This is a genomic window from Sphingomonas sp., assembly GCF_013812825.1.
Lineage (GTDB): Bacteria > Pseudomonadota > Alphaproteobacteria > Sphingomonadales > Sphingomonadaceae > Sphingomicrobium.
In genome coordinates, this window is sequence record NZ_JACCSU010000023.1 from 15,403 (window position 1) to 30,553 (window position 15,151).

Here is a 15,151-nt window from a genome sequence, read left to right on the forward strand (position 1 = left end):
GGGCCGCCCTTTCCACATCCGAAGGACGGCCCCACTGCATGACCCGCCCGCGCTTCAATCGTATTCTCTTGAAGCTCTCCGGCGAAGCTCTGATGGGGCAGGGCCAGCTGGGCATCGATCCGGAGGCCGTTGCCGGCTTGGCCGGCGAGGTCGCGGCCGCCAAGGCGCAGGGGCATGAGCTGTGCCTGGTCGTCGGCGGCGGCAACATCTTTCGCGGAGTCGCGGCTGCGGCGAGGGGTTTCGACCGGGCCAACGCCGACTACATGGGCATGCTGGCGACGGTGATGAACGCGCTGGCGCTCCAGAATGCGCTCGAAAAGGCCGGCGTCGACACCCGCGTGCAGTCGGCGATCCCGATGGCGTCGGTCAGCGAGCCCTACATCCGCCGGCGGGCGCTCCGGCACATCGAGAAAGGGCGGATCGTGCTGTTCGCCGCCGGCACCGGCAACCCATATTTCACCACCGACACCGCGGCCGCCTTGCGCGCTGCCGAGATGAGCTGCGACGCCTTGTTCAAGGGGACGAGCGTCGACGGCGTCTACACCGCCGACCCGAAGAAGGACAAAAGCGCCACGCGCTACGATCATTTGAGCTTCAGCCGGGTGCTCGGCGACGACCTCAAGGTGATGGACGCAGCGGCGGTTGCCTTGTGCCGGGACAACAATATCCCGATCGTCATCTTCAACATCCGCCAGCCGGGCAATCTTGCCGAGGTGCTGGCCGGACGTGGAACGGCGACGATCGTCCAGAACGAGGAGTGAGCGATGACTACGACCGTCGACAAGTCGGACCTCCAGCGCCGGATGCACGGCGCGGTCGAGGTCCTCAAGCATGATCTCGGCGGGCTCCGCACCGGCCGCGCGTCGACCGCTCTGCTCGATACGATCACCGTCGAGGTTTACGGAGCCCACATGCCCCTCAATCAGGTGGCGACGGTGTCGGTGCCCGAGCCGCGAATGCTGAGCGTCCAGGTGTGGGACCGGTCGAACGTCCAGCCGGTCGAGAAAGCGATCCGCACGGCGAACCTGGGTCTCAACCCGATCACCGACGGGCAGCTGATCCGGCTGCCGATCCCCGACCTGACGGAGGAGCGTCGCAAGGAGCTTGCCAAGCTGGTCGGCCAATATGCCGAAAAGGCGCGGATCGCGGTCCGCAACGTGCGCCGTGACGGGATGGACCATCTCAAGCAGGACGAAAGGAAGCACGAGATCAGCGAGGACGAGCGCAAGCGGCTCGAGCAGGAGGTCCAGAAGCTGACCGACCAGACCATCGCCGAGATCGACGCCGCGGCTGAAGCCAAGGAAAACGAGATCCTCGGCAGGTGACCCGCGCCCGCGCCGCAGCACCGGAGGATGCTTCGGAGGAAGCTTCCCTGCCTGGCCAGGCCGGTGGCGCGGTTCCGCGGCATGTGGCGATCATCATGGACGGCAACGGCCGCTGGGCGGACCAGCGCGGCCTGCCGCGGGTCGCCGGCCACCGCGCCGGCGCCGAGGCGGTGCGCAAGACGTTGCGAGCCGCCGGGGAATGCGGCGTCGACACCCTGACGCTCTACGCTTTCTCTTCGGAGAACTGGCGCCGCCCCGAAGGCGAGATCAACGATCTGAAAGGCCTGCTCGGCTACTATCTCGAGCGCGAGCTCGATACCCTGGCCAAGGAAGGCGTGCGGCTCAAGCTGATCGGCGACTACGGCGCCTTCGGCCCCGAGCTGGTCGCTCGGCTGGACAGAGCGGTCGAGCGGCTGGCGGAGAACAGCCGGCTGACGCTGGTCGTGGCGCTCAATTACGGCTCGCGCAGCGAGATCGCCGGCGCGGCCCGCGAGCTTGCCCGCAAGGCGAGCGAGGGGACGCTCGATCCCAGCGCCATCGACGAGGAAGCGCTGGCGGCCGAGCTTCAGACCGCGGGCCTGCCGGACCTCGACCTTCTGATCCGCACTTCGGGCGAGGTGCGCCTGTCGAACTTCCTGCTGTGGCAGGCGGCCTATTCGGAAATGCTGTTCACGCCCGTCTTGTGGCCCGATTTCGACGAGACGGCCTTCAAGGCGGCGGTCGCGGAGTTCGCGGCCCGGCAGCGGCGCTTCGGTGGTCGGTGAACGAGCTTTCCATTCGCAGCCTTGCCGCCGTCGCGATGATGCTCGTCGCATTGGCCGCGGCTCTGGTCGGCGGCTATTATTTCGCCGTTCTGGTTGCCGCCGCGGCGACCGCCATCTTCTACGAGTGGACCCGGATCGTCCGCGGCTGGGGAGCGGCCTGGAACATCGCGGGCTTCTTCTACGCGCTGTTCCCCGCGCTGGCCTTGCTGTGGGTTCGCGACCGGTCGGCTGATGGCCTGGCGCTGGTGCTGTGGATTTTCATCGTCACCTGGGCGACCGACATGGGCGCCTATTTCACCGGACGCGCCTTCGGCCGCGCCAAGCTCGCTCCCTCGATCAGTCCCGGCAAGACCGTCGCCGGGCTGTACGGTGGGGTGGCTGCGGCAACGATCCTCGCGGGCGCTTGGGTCTGGTTCGCCGGTCTCAAGCCGATCCTGCTGGTGTTGGCGCCGCTGTTCGCCCTGGCGGCGCAGGGCGGCGATCTGTTCGAAAGCTGGATGAAGCGGCGCGCGGGGTTGAAGGATTCGGGCCGCTGGCTGCCGGGGCACGGCGGGCTGCTCGATCGCCTCGACGGTCTCGTGCCGGTGGCGATCCTGACGGTCATTGCCCAGGTGGCGGGCGCGGCATGAAACGCGTGGGCGCGGCATGAAACGCAGGGTCTCGATCCTCGGCGCCACCGGTTCGGTCGGCACGTCGACGCTCGACCTGATCGAGCGCTCCCCGGAGCGATTCGAGGTCATCGCCTTGACCGCGGCCACCGACACACGGGGCCTTGCGGACGCGGCGAGGCGCACCGGCGCACGGCTCGCGGTGATCGCCGACTCGAGCCGCCTTACCGAGCTCGAGGCGATGCTGGCCGGGACCGACTGCCGCGCCGCGGCGGGTTCCGACGCCCTCATGGAGGCCGCGGCCGGCGAAGCCGAGTGGGTGATGGCGGCGATCGTCGGCTGTGCCGGGCTCGAGCCGGTGATGGCGGCGCTCGAAGCCGGCCGCACCGTGGCGCTCGCCAACAAGGAGGCGCTGGTCAGCGCAGGCGCGCTGATGACCGAGGCCGCCGCCCGCAACGGGGCGACCATTCTGCCGGTCGACAGCGAGCATAATGCTATTTTTCAGTGTCTTGCCGGCAGCAGCAGAGAACAGGTCTCAAAGTTGATCCTGACCGCGAGCGGCGGGCCGTTCCGGACCTCGACCGAGCCGGAAATCCGCGCCGCCACGCCCGCCCAGGCGGTCGCCCACCCGAACTGGTCGATGGGGGCCAAGATCTCCGTCGACTCCGCGACCCTGATGAACAAGGGGCTCGAGCTGATCGAGGCCCACCATCTGTTCGGCTTGCCGTCCGAGCGCATCGAAGTGCTGATCCATCCGCAGTCGGTGGTCCATTCGCTGGTCGAGTTCATCGACGGTTCGGTGCTCGCCCAGCTCGGCAGCCCCGACATGCGGGTGCCGATCGCTTTTGCGCTCACCTGGCCCGAGCGCATGGCGACGCCGGCCGAGCGCCTCAAGTTGGCCCAAATCGGCAAGCTCGAGTTCCAGGAGCCCGACCTGCAACGCTTTCCGGCCTTGCGGATGGCCCGCCAGGCGCTCGAGCAGGGAGGAGCGGCGCCGACCGTCCTCAACGCGGCCAACGAGGTCGCGGTCGCGACCTTCCTGGCCGGCCGGATTGGCTTCACCGAAGTCCCCGAGCTGGTCGAGCAGGCGCTGGAGCGCCAAACATCGCTTGCGCCGAGCTCGATCGAAGAGGTGATCGCGATTGACCTGGAGACACGCAAAGCCGTTGGTGCAATGATCGAAGCCCGCTGCCACTGATGCTTCAACAGCCGCCTTTGTGGTTCATCCTGATCGCGTTCGTCTGCGCCATCGGTCCGCTCGTCTTCTTCCACGAGTTCGGCCATTATATCGTCGGCAAGCTGTTCGGGGTCGGCGCCGAGACCTTCTCGATCGGCTTCGGCCGGGAGATCGTCGGCTGGAGCGACCGCAGCGGCACCCGCTGGAAGGTCGGCTGGCTGCCGCTTGGCGGCTTCGTCCGCTTCGTCGGCGATGAGAATGCCGCCAGCACGCCGGTCGCGGCGGAGGCGGTGCCCGAGGAGCTTCGCTCGCGCAGCTTCCATCACAAGCCGGTTTGGCAGCGCTTCCTGATCGTTCTCGCCGGGCCGATGGCCAATTTCCTGCTCGCGATCCTGATCTTCGCGGCTTTTTTCGCGGCGCTTGGCTATCCGCGCACTCCCGCCGTCGTCACAAGCCTCGCGCCGCAGAGTGCGGCCCAGCAGGCGGGTCTTGTACCGGGCGACCGAATTCTTTCCATCGATGGCCGAAGGACCGACAGCTTCGAGGATCTTGCGTCCTACGTTCTGCTTCGCCCGGACGAGCGGGTCACCCTCGAGTTTCAGCGCGACGGCCAGCGCCGGCGGGTTTCAACCCGTCTCGCGCGCCACGTCGAGACCGATCGCTTCGGGCAGCGGTTCGAGATCGGGCGACTGGGCGTCTACGCCGAAGGGCGGGAATATGTGAGGCTGAGCCCGCTGGAGCTTCTGCCCACCGCGACGAGCTACACCGTGCGGCTGACTCGCTCGATGATCGACGGCCTGTGGCAGATCATATCGGGCCGCCGCTCGGTGAAGGACCTGGGCGGACCGCTCAAGATCGCTCAGATCGCCGGACAACAGGCAAGTCTCGGCGCATTCGAGTTCATCCAGCTGCTGGCCTTCTTTTCAATTAATCTGGGATTCATCAACCTCTTGCCAGTCCCGATGCTTGATGGTGGCCACCTGTTATTCTACTCCGTCGAAGCGGTTCGACGGCGGCCGGTCAGCCTGCAGGCGCAGGACTGGGCGTTCCGCGGCGGGCTGGCCTTCATCCTTGCGCTGTTGCTCTTCACGACGGTCAACGATCTGGACTCATTCGGTCTTTGGGACCGGCTTGAGCGCTTGATTGGCTAGGTCGCATCGGGCAGGGCGGGAGAAGGATCGGTCGGTTCGTCAGTCGAACGCGATTATTTCACAAAGGGCGGGAACGCGTGATTTCAGGAACTAGGATTATCGGCAAGCGCGCGGGCGCGATGCTGCTCGTTGGGACCATCCTGGGCGGCTGGTCGGCGCCGGTTCTCGCCCAGGCGACCACCGCTCCGCCCGCGGCCGCCCCGGCTCCGGCTCCGGCGGCCGTCTCGGGGGTGATCCGCTCGCTCTCGGTTCGCGGCAATGAGCGGCTCGAGCCCGAAACCGTGCGCGCCTACGCGAACCTCACTCCGGGCGACACCTACACCGCGGCAAGCCTCGATACGGCGCTCAAGGCTCTCTACGCGACCGAGCTGTTCGCCGACGTCGTCATCACCGGCGCCGAAACCGGCCATTTGGTGATCACCGTGCGTGAGAACCCGGTCATCAACCGCATCGTCCTGGAGGGCAACAAGCGGCTGAAGTCCGACAAGATCCTGCCCGAGATCAAGCTCGCTCCGCGCCAGATCTTCACCCGCTCGAAAGTCCGCGCCGACGTCGAGCGAATCGTCGAGCTGTATCGGCGCGAAGGGCGATTCGCCGCTCGGGTCGAACCCAAGGTGGTTCAGCTCGACCAGAACCGAGTCGACCTGGTGTTCGAGATTTTCGAGGGCGACAAGTCGAAGGTCCGACGGATCAACATCATCGGCAATGAGCAATTCGCCGACGACCGGCTGCGCAAGGAGATGTTCACTCGCCAGGCCGGCGGCCTGCTGGGCTTCATGAAATCCAACGACAGCTACGATCCGGACCGGCTGGCGGCGGACCAGCAGAAGCTTCGCGCATTCTATTTGACCCAGGGATACGCCGATTTCCGGGTCGTCTCCGCGCTCGCCGAGCTGACGCCGGACCGCCGCGACTTCATCATCACCTACGTGGTCGAGGAAGGGCCGCGCTACCGGTTCGGCCGGGTCGAGGCGGAGAGCGCTCTGCGCGATCTTTCGCCGGCCAAGATCAAGGAGGTCGCCGACCTCCAGCCGGGCGCCTGGTTCAACGCCAAGGCGATCGAGGACGCGGTCGTCGATCTGACCGAGCTCGCCGGCAATGCCGGCTACGCGTTCGCCGACATCAACCCGACTTATGACCGCGATCCGGTCAAGCGGGAGATGAACATCACGCTGCGGGTCGGCGACACCCCGCGGGTCTACGTCGAGCGGATCGACATCCAGGGCAACACCGTCACCCGCGACAAGGTCATCCGGCGCGAGTTCCGGCTCAACGAAGGCGATGCGTTCAACGCCATCAAGGTCAAGCGCTCGCAGGATCGTCTCCAGAGCCTCGGCTTCTTCCAGGAGAAACTCGAGGTCAAGCAGACCGAGGGATCGGCTCCCGACCGGATCGTGCTCGGCGTCGACGTCGAGGAAAAGTCCACCGGCGAGCTGCAGCTGACCGGCGGCTATTCGAGCCTCGAGAAATTCGTCCTGCAGCTGGCGGTCGCGCAGCGCAACTTCATGGGCAAGGGCCAGGAGCTCAACGCCAGCATCAATTATTCGCGCTACGCCAAGTCGGTGCAGCTCGGCTTCGTCGAGCCCTATCTGTTCGACAAGCAGATCCTGCTCGGCGGCGAGATTTACCGGCGCGACTTCAACAGCTTCAACTTTGTCGGCGGGGAGCGCAACAAGACCTATTCCCAGGTCAGCACGGGGCTGGGCACAAGGCTCGGCTTCCCGATCACCGAATTCGTGAATTTCGGCACCCGCTACTCATTCGTGGTCGACAAGATCACGCTCGACAAAGGGACTTTCTTTTCCGACCCGGACGGACCGGACGGACCGGAGGGGCTGCGATGCGACCCGCGCCTTGCCGGCCAATATTTGTGCGACGAAATCGGCTCCCGGGTCACCTCGGCGCTCGGCTATTCGGTGGTTCATGACGACACCGACGGAATTCGGCCGACGCGCGGGCAGCGGATCCTGCTTTCGCAGGATTTCGCCGGCCTTGGCGGCGACGTCAAATATCTTCGCACCCGCGGCAGCGGAACCAAGTACATGGAGGTCCGTGACGGCTGGGTGGTGTCGGCCCACGGCGAGGGCGGCTACATCAAGGCGCTGACCAGTTCGCCCGGACCTGGCCGCGATGCGATCCGCATTACCGACCGCTTCTTCGGGCCGCAGATGCGCGGCTTCGACATCCGCGGGATCGGGCCGCGGGTCGTGCGGACCCAGTATAATGCCGACGGGACGCTGTCGGACGACAACCGGGCCAGCGACGCGCTGGGCGGCCGCGCCTATTACATGGGCCGGCTCGAGCTTGAATTCCCGACCAGCTCGTCGATCCGGAACCTGGGTCTGCGCCCGACGGCCTTTGTTGACGTCGGGTCGGTGTGGTCGCTGACGAAGCCGATCTTGACCAACGTCGTTGCGATCTGCCAGCCGGCGACGGGCACGGGCCGGCAAGTTCTCCCAGGCGATGCGAATCCTGACTGCGCGACCGGGGAAACACGAATCCCCGGGGTTCGCGAGGAATTCCTCGGTAACTCGCCCAAGCCCCGGCTCGCGGTCGGCATCGGCGTCAACTGGGTGTCCCCGTTCGGCCCGTTCCGAATCGATATCGCCAAGGCCCTGCTCTCGCAGGAAGGCGACGACACCAAATTGTTCAGCTTCAACGTAGGAACCCAATTCTGATGAAGAGCATCCTGACCATCGCGGCGCTTGCCGCAAGCGCGCTCGCAATCCCTTCGGCCGCTGTCGCCCAGCGCGCTCCTGCCGCGGTGGTTGTCGTTGTCGACAGCGACCGCATCTACCGCGAATGCAACGCGTGCCGGACTGCCCAGACCCAGCTCCAGAGCCGAGTGGCCGCTCTCCAGACCCGACAGCAAACGCTGGCCAACCAGCTGCGTCCCGAAGGCCAGGCGATCCAGACGGCCGTCCAGGCGCTCAACGGCCGAGCCCCGGACGCGGCGCTTCGCGCCCGGGCCGAGGCGTTCCAGAAGAAGCAGGATGACGCCAACCAGGAGCTCGGGCGAACCCAGCAGAACCTGCAGTCGATCCAGGCCAATGTCCTTCGGCAGATCAATCAGCGGATGAACCCGGTGATCAACCAGGTGATGACCGCCCGCGGCGCGAATCTCGCCGTCGACACGGACGCAACTCTCGCTCACTCGGCGTCAATCAACGTCACCGCCGAGGTGCTGGCAGGGCTCAATCGCGCGCTGCCCTCGGTCAGCCTGACTCCGCTGCCCGCACAGCAGCAGCAGCCGCAAGGTCGGTGAACCGCGAGGCCGATCCAGGCGCCGCGGCCGGGACCGGCGGCGGCGCGATGGACCTGGCCGGGGTGATGGCGGCGCTGCCGCATCGCTATCCGATGCTGTTGGTCGACCGCGTCGAATCGCTCGAGCGCGACAAGAGGATCGTCGCGATCAAGGCGGTCACGATCAACGAAGGCTTTTTCCAGGGCCACTTTCCCGGCCGCCCGATCATGCCGGGCGTCCTGGTCGTCGAAGCCCTGGCGCAGGCTGCCGGGGTGCTGGCCGTCCAGTCGCTCGGGCTCGCGGGCTCGGGCAAGCTGGTGTACTTCATGGCCATCGAGGGGGCGAAATTCCGCGCTCCGGTCGAGCCGGGCGTGCTGCTTCGCCTCGAGGTCGAGTTCGTCCAGAAGCGTACGACCGTCTGCAAGTTCGCCGGCCGCGCCCTGATTGGCGACAAGCTGGTCGCCGAGGCCCAGTTCACGGCCATGATCGCCGATCCTCCGGCCTAGGCGATCGGCCACCAGGCGCCGCTGCGCTTTTCGACCCCGAACACCGCGGGAATGTGCGGCCCTTCCAGAATTTCCGGTCCGCCATCGGCAACGGCGCGAGTCTTGTCCATGACGATCAGCCGGTCGGCAAATCGCCCCGCAAGATCGAGGTCATGGGAGGCCATCAGCACCGCCCGACCGGGTTGCCGGGTCAAGGTTCTCAGGCGCTCCATCAGCTTCACCTGCCAAAGGGGATCGAGGTTGGCGACCGGCTCGTCGAGAAGAAGCAGCTTTGGCCGCGGCGCGAGTGCTCGCGCCAGCAGGACGCGCGCCCGCTCGCCGGTCGAGAGCTGGTCGACGCGGCGGTCGCCCAACGGCTCAAGGTCAAGATCCGCCAGCACCTGCTCGATATCATCCTCTCCGCCCAGCCGGATGAGGTCTCGGGCGACGAGCGGCCATTTGACGTCACGCGAGGCGGGCAAATAGGTCAGCAGGCGCTGGCGGCCGGGTGGGCCGAGGCGAAACGGATCGATGTCGTCGATGCGCACCCGGCCCCCGGGCGAACCGATGCCCGCGATGGCGTGCAGCAAGCTGGTCTTGCCGCTTCCATTGGGTCCGATCAGACAGGCGAGAGTGCCGGCCTCGATCGTGACGGACGTCTCGTCCAGTCGGCGCGGAATCCGCAGTCCGGTGGCGACCAGCAGGCTCATGCGCTGAGCCTCCAGCGCATGTGCGCCACCAGCCACAGGAAGAACGGCGCTCCGAGCAGGGCGGTCAGCACTCCGATGGGCAAGGTTCGGCCCAGCGGCGCGAACCGCACGACGAGGTCGGCGGCGAGCAGCAGCAGCGCACCGATCAGCGCCGCCGGCAAGATGGCACGCCCCGGATGTCCAGCCGTCAGGCGCCGAGCGAAGATCGGCGCGACGAGGCCGAGGAAGCCAATCGCGCCGGCGATCGCAACGCACGCGCCGACGCCAAAAGCCGTGAGGACGATGATCCGAATGCGGATGCGGGCGACGTTGTGCCCGAGCGACTGCGCGACCTCCTCACCGAGCGTCAGGCTGTCGAGGGCGAAGCGCATCCGCCACAGAAGGGCGATGGCAATCAGCGCCGGGAGGGCCGCGAATGTTGCTTGGCCAAGGCTGCGGTCGACCAGCGATCCCATCAGCCAGTCGTAGGCGTCGTAGAACGCGAACGGGGAGGGTGCGAGCGCCAGCGCCAGAGTCGTCAGAGCTCCCGCCAGAGCGCTGATGGCGAGGCCGGAGAGCAACAGGGTGGCGGTTTCCGCCCGCGCTCCGGCAAGCGCGATCAGCAGTGCAAGCGCGCCCAGCGCTCCGGCGACCGATCCGATCGACAGCGCGATCGGGGCGGAAAAGCCGAACAAATAAGCCGTGACGACCGCGCCGAGGGCTGCTCCGCTGGTGGTTCCGGTCAGATCCGGCGAGGCGAGGGGGTTGGCGAACAGGGCCTGGATGGCGGCGCCGGATGCGCCGAGCATCGTCCCGTAAGCGACCGCCAGCAGGACCCGGGGCAATCGAAGCTCCACCAGCACCGCAATCGCGAGCGCCCGGTCCTGCCCGAACAGGTCGGCCATCGGACGCCATGGCGTCAGAAGCGACAGGAGCGCCATCAGCACCAGCGCCGCAAACAGCAGCCAGCCCGGCTTCATCGGCGGACCAGCCGGCGCAGTCTCAGCACCTCGTCGACCATCGCCGGGCCCATGCACGTCCAGGCGCGCCCGTCCGTAGCGATGGTGTGAGCTCTGCCTGCGGCGTTGGCCAGCGGGTGCATGAGCCAGCGCTGCGAGCCCGAATATTCGCCTTGGCGATAGTCGCTTCGAAGCAGGATCCGAGGTGGACGGACCAGCAGCTGCTCGAGCGAGACCCGGTCGCCGTTCAATCGGCGCTGCCGGAAACCCGCCAGCCTCATCCAGTCGGCCGCCAGCCCGGTCGCCTGCACGCTCCGTCCGCCCCCGCCGAGCCAAATCGTGTCGAGCTTTTGGCCTGGCTCGGTGCGCTTCAGAGCATTCAGCTGTGCGAGCCATTGCCTGCCGGTAGCGCGGCGGCCCAGGACCTGAGCCACCGTCGCAACCTGGCGTTCGACGTCAGCCAGCCGCTGAGGGAAGGGCAGGTCCAGCACGCGGATTCCGAGCCGCCGGGCGATCCGCGCCCGGTCGCGCGCGCCTCCGCCCATGGTCACGACCAGGTCCGGTTTGAGGCCGACGACCGAAAGCAGGCTGCCGTCGTTTTGCGGATAACGCCGGGCCCGGCGCCAGAGCATCGTCTCTTTCGGCTTGTGCGCGAGGTGGGTGACCGAGACGATTTGCTCCGGCGCGGCGAGCGCCAGGAGCAATTCGTCGGTGCACAGGTTCAGCGACGCCACCTTGAGCGTGGCGACACTAGCGCCGAGCAGCAAGGCGGATGCCGGCATGGAGGCTCCTCCCTTCGGTGCGGTAGCCGAACACGTCCTGGTAGCGCTCGTCGAAGGCGTTCGCGGCGCGGGCAAACAGCTCGACGCGGCGGCTGAGGGCATAAGCGACCCGGGCGCCACCGAGCCAGTAGGACCCGAGCCGGACGGCCTCGGCCGGGAAGACCTCGAAATTCGTGTCGCGGCGGGCACCGGCAAAGGCGAGCGAGGCGCCGTAGCCGAGCCGCCCGCTGGCCCCGTCGATCGCGATCGAGCCGCTGTGCCTGGGGCGGCGGATCTCGCGGACCTGGGAAGCTCCGTCGGGCTCGCTGGCCCTCAGGTAGGAATAGTTGGCGGTCAGCCGCGCCACATCGCCGAGCCGCCAGCCGAGTTCGGCCTCGATGCCCGAGCGGTGGCTCCGGGTCTCCCGATTGATGGTGCTCGCGAGGAATGTCGCCGGATCGAAGACGTCGGCGATCTCGTCCCGGAGCCGTTGCCGATAGCCGGTGAGAGCGATTTGAATCCGGTCGGAGCGGTATCGCACCGAAGCCTCGACTCCGCGTGAGCTCTCTGGCTTAAGCGACGGGTTTCCAACGAAACTCCCGGGGAAAAAGCCGTAGAGATCGGAAAAGCTCGGCTGGGCGATGCCTTCGCCGTAGGAGGCGGCGAGCGACAGGCCGCGGCCGACATCGAGCACGCTCGACGCCCGGAGCGTGGTCGCGTCGCCGAAGCGGTTGAACGAGTCGCGGCGGACGGCGAAGTCGGCGACCAGCGGTCCCGCCTCGCCGCGCCATTCGACCGTCAGCGCCTGGTGCCGGCGGTCGCGGTCCTGGTCGGTGAAGCCGCCGAACGTGAGGTCGCGGGCGCGGAATTCCTCGCGCTCGAGGTCGACGGCGGCGACGAGCAGGTGGGCGAGAGCGCCGGTGGTGAAGCGATGCTCGACCTGGCCGGACAGGCTCTGGCGGCGGCCGCGGGTGCGGTTGATCTCGTCGCCGGCGAAATCGTTGCGGTTGAGCGAGCCGAGCAGCGACGCCGAAGCGGTCGCATTCCAGCTTTCAGCGGCGAATCCGGTCCAGATTCGTGCCGCATGGAGCGCGTTTCGGCTCGAAAGGTCGTGCGTTTTGGCGAAAGTGACGGGATCGCTGCCGTCGAACTGGTTGCGGCCGTTGAGCGAGAAACCCGCGACTCCGACCTCGAGCACCGGCGACACTTGCCAGCTGGCGCGGAGCCTTGCCGACAGGTTGCGGTACCCGTCCCGGTCGCCGCCGCCGAAGACGTCGATGCCCTCGGAGCGCTGCCAGCCGACCGCCAGCGCGGCGTTGGCGGCTCCGGACGCGACCCCGCCCGAGGCCGACAGCCGCCGGAAGCCGAACGACCCGGCCTCGGCAGCCAGCGAAGGCGGAGAGGCGCCTTCGCCCAGCCCGTTGACCGCGACGACTCCGCCGATCGCCTCCGAGCCCCACAGCGCCGACTGCGGGCCGCGCAGGACTTCGAGCCGCGAGGCGAGGTCGGCGTTGAGCAGCTCCCAGTGCGGTTCGTTGATCGACGCCGGGTCGTTGGCGCGGATGCCGTCGACGAACAGCAAGGTGTGGCTGGCTTCGGCGCCGCGGATCCGGACCTGGGTCAGCGATCCCGCGGGGCCGGACGCCGCGACCGCGGCCGATGGAACGAGGCGCAGCAGGGCCGGAAGCAGGGGCTCGCCGAGCCGCTCGATGCGCTGCTTGTCGATGACGGTGACGCTGGCGGCGCTTTCCGAAGCCTGTTCGGGGGCGCGCGCGGCGGTGATGACGATCTCGTCGGTGGCGATTGGCGGGGCGTCGACTGGTGCCTGGATCATGGCTCATCCCTTCCGTTGACGAACATGCCGTCACAGAGGGATGCGCGCCCCATGAGCGAGGCCTCACCCACGCTCCGCGGCTGGTCCCGGCCGGGGAAACGGACGACGGACTAAGGCAAGTGTCTGACTTGGAGAGGCTTTCGCCCCTCCACACAGTTGCGGGCACAGCGCCGGATTTGCACCGGCTTCCTTCTTGGCCGGCGGCCGTGACCGCCGGACCTCAGTCCGACGACGGGGCTAGGATCGCCCCCCGCAGCTTGTCAAGTTGGCGCCGTTTCGCTAGGGCGCGCGGCACATCGGCGGCTGGTCGGAAACCAGCCGCGCTTTTTTCCAGGAACCTGTCATGAAGTCCGGCACCCACCCCGATTATCACATGATCACCGTCGAGATGACCGACGGCACGAAATTCCAGACTCGGTCGACCTGGGGCAAGGAAGGCGACACGCTGCACCTCGACATCGACCCCTCCGTCCACCCGGCGTGGACCGGCGGCAAGTCGACCATGCTCGACAGCGGCGGCCAGGTCGCGCGCTTCAACAAGCGCTTCGGCGGGCTTTCACTCGGTAAAAAATGACGGGTCCAAGCTCGGCTCCGCGTCTGGAGACCGAGCGGCTGATCCTCCGCGGTTTCCGGCGCGAGGACCTCGACGCCCATGCGGCGACGCTCGGCAACCCGGCCGTCACTCGATATCTCACCGACGAGCCGATGAGCCGCGAGGACGCATGGCGGCGGCTGATGATGGCGGTCGGACAGTGGCCGCTGCTCGGCTACGGTTACTGGGCGGTTACTCTGAAGGGCAGCGGCCGGCTGGTCGGCCAATGCGGCTTCGCCGATTTCGAGCGGGCGATGGAGCCCGACATTTCCGGCGAGCCGGAGATGGGCTGGATTTTCGATCCAAGCGTCCACGGGCAGGGGATCGCCTTCGAGGCCTGCGCCGCGGCGCTCGACTGGGCGGATTTCGAGCTCGACGCGGCTTCCTATCCGGCGCTGATCAGCGTCGAGAACGAGCCCTCGATGCGCCTCGCTCACCGGCTCGGCTTCGATCGCCTGCCCGATGCGGTCTACCGGGACGAGCAGGTGGCGCTGTTCCGAAGGCCGGCGCGCCGGTCCTAGAAGGCCGGGATGCCGGTGATCGCCCGGCCGATGATCAGCGCGTGGACGTCGTGCGTGCCCTCGTAGGTGTTGACGGTCTCGAGGTTGGCGGCGTGGCGCATCACCTGGAACTCGGCGCTGATGCCGTTGCCGCCGTGCATGTCGCGGGCCATGCGGGCGATCTCCAGAGCCTTGCCGCAATTGTTGCGCTTGATCAGGCTGATGGTCTCCGGGATCAGCTCGCCGTCCTCGAGCCGGCGGCCGACGCGCAGCGCGGCCTGCAGCCCGAGCGCGATCTCGGTCGCCATGTTGGCGAGCTTCAGCTGGACCAGCTGGTTGGAGGCGAGTGGGCGCCCGAACTGCTTGCGGTCGAGCGTGTACTGGCGCGCGGCGGCGTAGCAGGCCTCGGCGGCGCCCATCGAGCCCCAGCCGATGCCGTAGCGGGCCCGGTTCAGGCAGCCGAACGGGCCCTTCAACCCTTCCGCGTTGGGCAGCAGCGAGTCTTCGGGGACCTCTACATTGTCGAGGACGATCTCGCCGGTGATCGAGGCCCGCAGCGACAGCTTCTGCTTGATCGCCGGCGCCGACAGCCCCTTCATGCCCTTTTCGAGGAGGAAGCCGCGGATCTTGCCGTCGTGGGCTTCCGATTTCGCCCAGACGACGAAGACGTCGGCGATCGGCGAGTTGGTGATCCAGGTCTTCGAGCCGGTCAGCAAATAGCCGCCCTGGACCGCGGTCGCCCGGGTGCGCATCCCGCCGGGGTCGGAGCCGGCATCGGGCTCGGTGAGTCCAAAGCAGCCGACCAGCTCGCCCTTGGCCAGGCCCGGCAGGTATTTCTTGCGCTGCTCCTCGCTGCCGTAGGCGTGGATCGGGTGCATGACGAGGCTCGACTGGACCGACATCGCCGAGCGGTAGCCGCTGTCGACGCGCTCGACCGCGCGAGCGATCAGGCCGTAGCTGACGTAGCCGAGCCCGGCGCCGCCATATTCATGCGGGATGGTCGCTCCGAGCATCCCGAGCTCGCCCATCTCACTCAGGATCGAGCGGTCGAAATGCTCTTCG

At 67.5% G+C, this 15,151-nt stretch carries 16 protein-coding genes and 1 riboswitch; of the genes, 11 read left to right on the plus strand and 5 right to left on the minus strand.

Annotated elements, in window-relative coordinates:
* The first annotated feature begins 38 nt into the window (after window positions 1-38).
* From pyrH to fabZ, 9 genes are all read left to right on the plus strand, one after another.
* Window positions 39-761 (plus strand): UMP kinase, encoded by a 723-nt coding sequence (gene pyrH / locus H0T81_RS02870; protein WP_294009551.1) that lies wholly within the window; start codon window positions 39-41, stop codon window positions 759-761.
* Window positions 762-764: 3 nt separating this feature from the next.
* Window positions 765-1,325 (plus strand): ribosome recycling factor, encoded by a 561-nt coding sequence (frr, locus tag H0T81_RS02875; protein WP_294009553.1) that lies wholly within the window; start codon window positions 765-767, stop codon window positions 1,323-1,325.
* A gap of 47 nt (window positions 1,326-1,372) precedes the next feature.
* Window positions 1,373-2,089, plus strand: coding sequence for an isoprenyl transferase (locus tag H0T81_RS02880; protein WP_294009579.1), 717 nt, complete (start codon window positions 1,373-1,375; stop codon window positions 2,087-2,089).
* Window positions 2,086-2,718, plus strand: coding sequence for a phosphatidate cytidylyltransferase (locus H0T81_RS02885; protein WP_294009555.1), 633 nt, complete (start codon window positions 2,086-2,088; stop codon window positions 2,716-2,718). The genes H0T81_RS02880 and H0T81_RS02885 overlap by 4 nt, the downstream gene beginning before the upstream one ends.
* 16 nt (window positions 2,719-2,734) lie before the next feature.
* The gene (locus H0T81_RS02890; RefSeq protein ID WP_294009557.1) at window positions 2,735-3,895 is read left to right on the plus strand and encodes a 1-deoxy-D-xylulose-5-phosphate reductoisomerase; all 1,161 of its coding nucleotides are present in this window, start codon (window positions 2,735-2,737) and stop codon (window positions 3,893-3,895) included.
* Window positions 3,895-5,025: an RIP metalloprotease RseP gene (gene rseP, locus H0T81_RS02895; protein ID WP_294009559.1), complete on the plus strand. Its 1,131-nt coding sequence runs from the start codon at window positions 3,895-3,897 to the stop codon at window positions 5,023-5,025. The genes H0T81_RS02890 and rseP overlap by 1 nt, the downstream gene beginning before the upstream one ends.
* Window positions 5,026-5,144: 119 nt before the next feature.
* On the plus strand, window positions 5,145-7,703 hold the full coding sequence (bamA, locus tag H0T81_RS02900; protein WP_294009561.1) for an outer membrane protein assembly factor BamA: 2,559 nt from the start codon (window positions 5,145-5,147) through the stop codon (window positions 7,701-7,703).
* The gene (locus H0T81_RS02905; RefSeq protein WP_294009563.1) at window positions 7,703-8,290 is read left to right on the plus strand and encodes an OmpH family outer membrane protein; all 588 of its coding nucleotides are present in this window, start codon (window positions 7,703-7,705) and stop codon (window positions 8,288-8,290) included. The genes bamA and H0T81_RS02905 overlap by 1 nt, the downstream gene beginning before the upstream one ends.
* A 47-nt stretch (window positions 8,291-8,337) precedes the next feature.
* Window positions 8,338-8,775, plus strand: coding sequence for a 3-hydroxyacyl-ACP dehydratase FabZ (gene fabZ, locus H0T81_RS02910; RefSeq protein ID WP_294009581.1), 438 nt, complete (start codon window positions 8,338-8,340; stop codon window positions 8,773-8,775).
* Here the strand turns inward: fabZ and H0T81_RS02915 are convergent.
* The 4 genes from H0T81_RS02915 to H0T81_RS02930 are packed head-to-tail and all read right to left on the minus strand — an operon-like array spanning window position 8,772 to window position 12,997.
* Window positions 8,772-9,464 (minus strand): ABC transporter ATP-binding protein, encoded by a 693-nt coding sequence (locus H0T81_RS02915; RefSeq protein ID WP_294009565.1) that lies wholly within the window; start codon window positions 9,462-9,464, stop codon window positions 8,772-8,774. The genes fabZ and H0T81_RS02915 overlap by 4 nt on opposite strands.
* Window positions 9,461-10,423 carry an iron ABC transporter permease gene (locus tag H0T81_RS02920; RefSeq protein ID WP_294009567.1) on the minus strand — a complete coding sequence of 321 codons (963 nt, stop codon included), beginning with the start codon at window positions 10,421-10,423 and terminating at the stop codon, window positions 9,461-9,463. The genes H0T81_RS02915 and H0T81_RS02920 overlap by 4 nt, the downstream gene beginning before the upstream one ends.
* On the minus strand, window positions 10,420-11,184 hold the full coding sequence (locus H0T81_RS02925; protein WP_294009569.1) for an ABC transporter substrate-binding protein: 765 nt from the start codon (window positions 11,182-11,184) through the stop codon (window positions 10,420-10,422). Before H0T81_RS02925 ends, H0T81_RS02920 begins: the two co-directional genes overlap by 4 nt.
* Window positions 11,153-12,997 (minus strand): TonB-dependent receptor, encoded by a 1,845-nt coding sequence (locus tag H0T81_RS02930; RefSeq protein ID WP_294009571.1) that lies wholly within the window; start codon window positions 12,995-12,997, stop codon window positions 11,153-11,155. The genes H0T81_RS02925 and H0T81_RS02930 overlap by 32 nt, the downstream gene beginning before the upstream one ends.
* A gap of 96 nt (window positions 12,998-13,093) precedes the next feature.
* A riboswitch (cobalamin riboswitch) is annotated at window positions 13,094-13,235 on the minus strand.
* A gap of 105 nt (window positions 13,236-13,340) precedes the next feature.
* Here H0T81_RS02930 and rpmE point away from each other — a divergent pair.
* Both rpmE and H0T81_RS02940 read left to right on the plus strand, forming a co-directional pair.
* Entirely contained in the window at window positions 13,341-13,571 is a 231-nt protein-coding gene (gene rpmE / locus H0T81_RS02935) for a 50S ribosomal protein L31 (RefSeq protein ID WP_294009573.1), read from the plus strand.
* Window positions 13,568-14,110 (plus strand): GNAT family N-acetyltransferase, encoded by a 543-nt coding sequence (locus tag H0T81_RS02940; protein ID WP_294009575.1) that lies wholly within the window; start codon window positions 13,568-13,570, stop codon window positions 14,108-14,110. Before rpmE ends, H0T81_RS02940 begins: the two co-directional genes overlap by 4 nt.
* Here H0T81_RS02940 and H0T81_RS02945 read toward each other — a convergent pair.
* A partial coding sequence (locus H0T81_RS02945) for an acyl-CoA dehydrogenase family protein (protein ID WP_294009577.1) occupies window positions 14,107-15,151 on the minus strand: 1,045 nt, incomplete at its 5' end. The genes H0T81_RS02940 and H0T81_RS02945 overlap by 4 nt on opposite strands.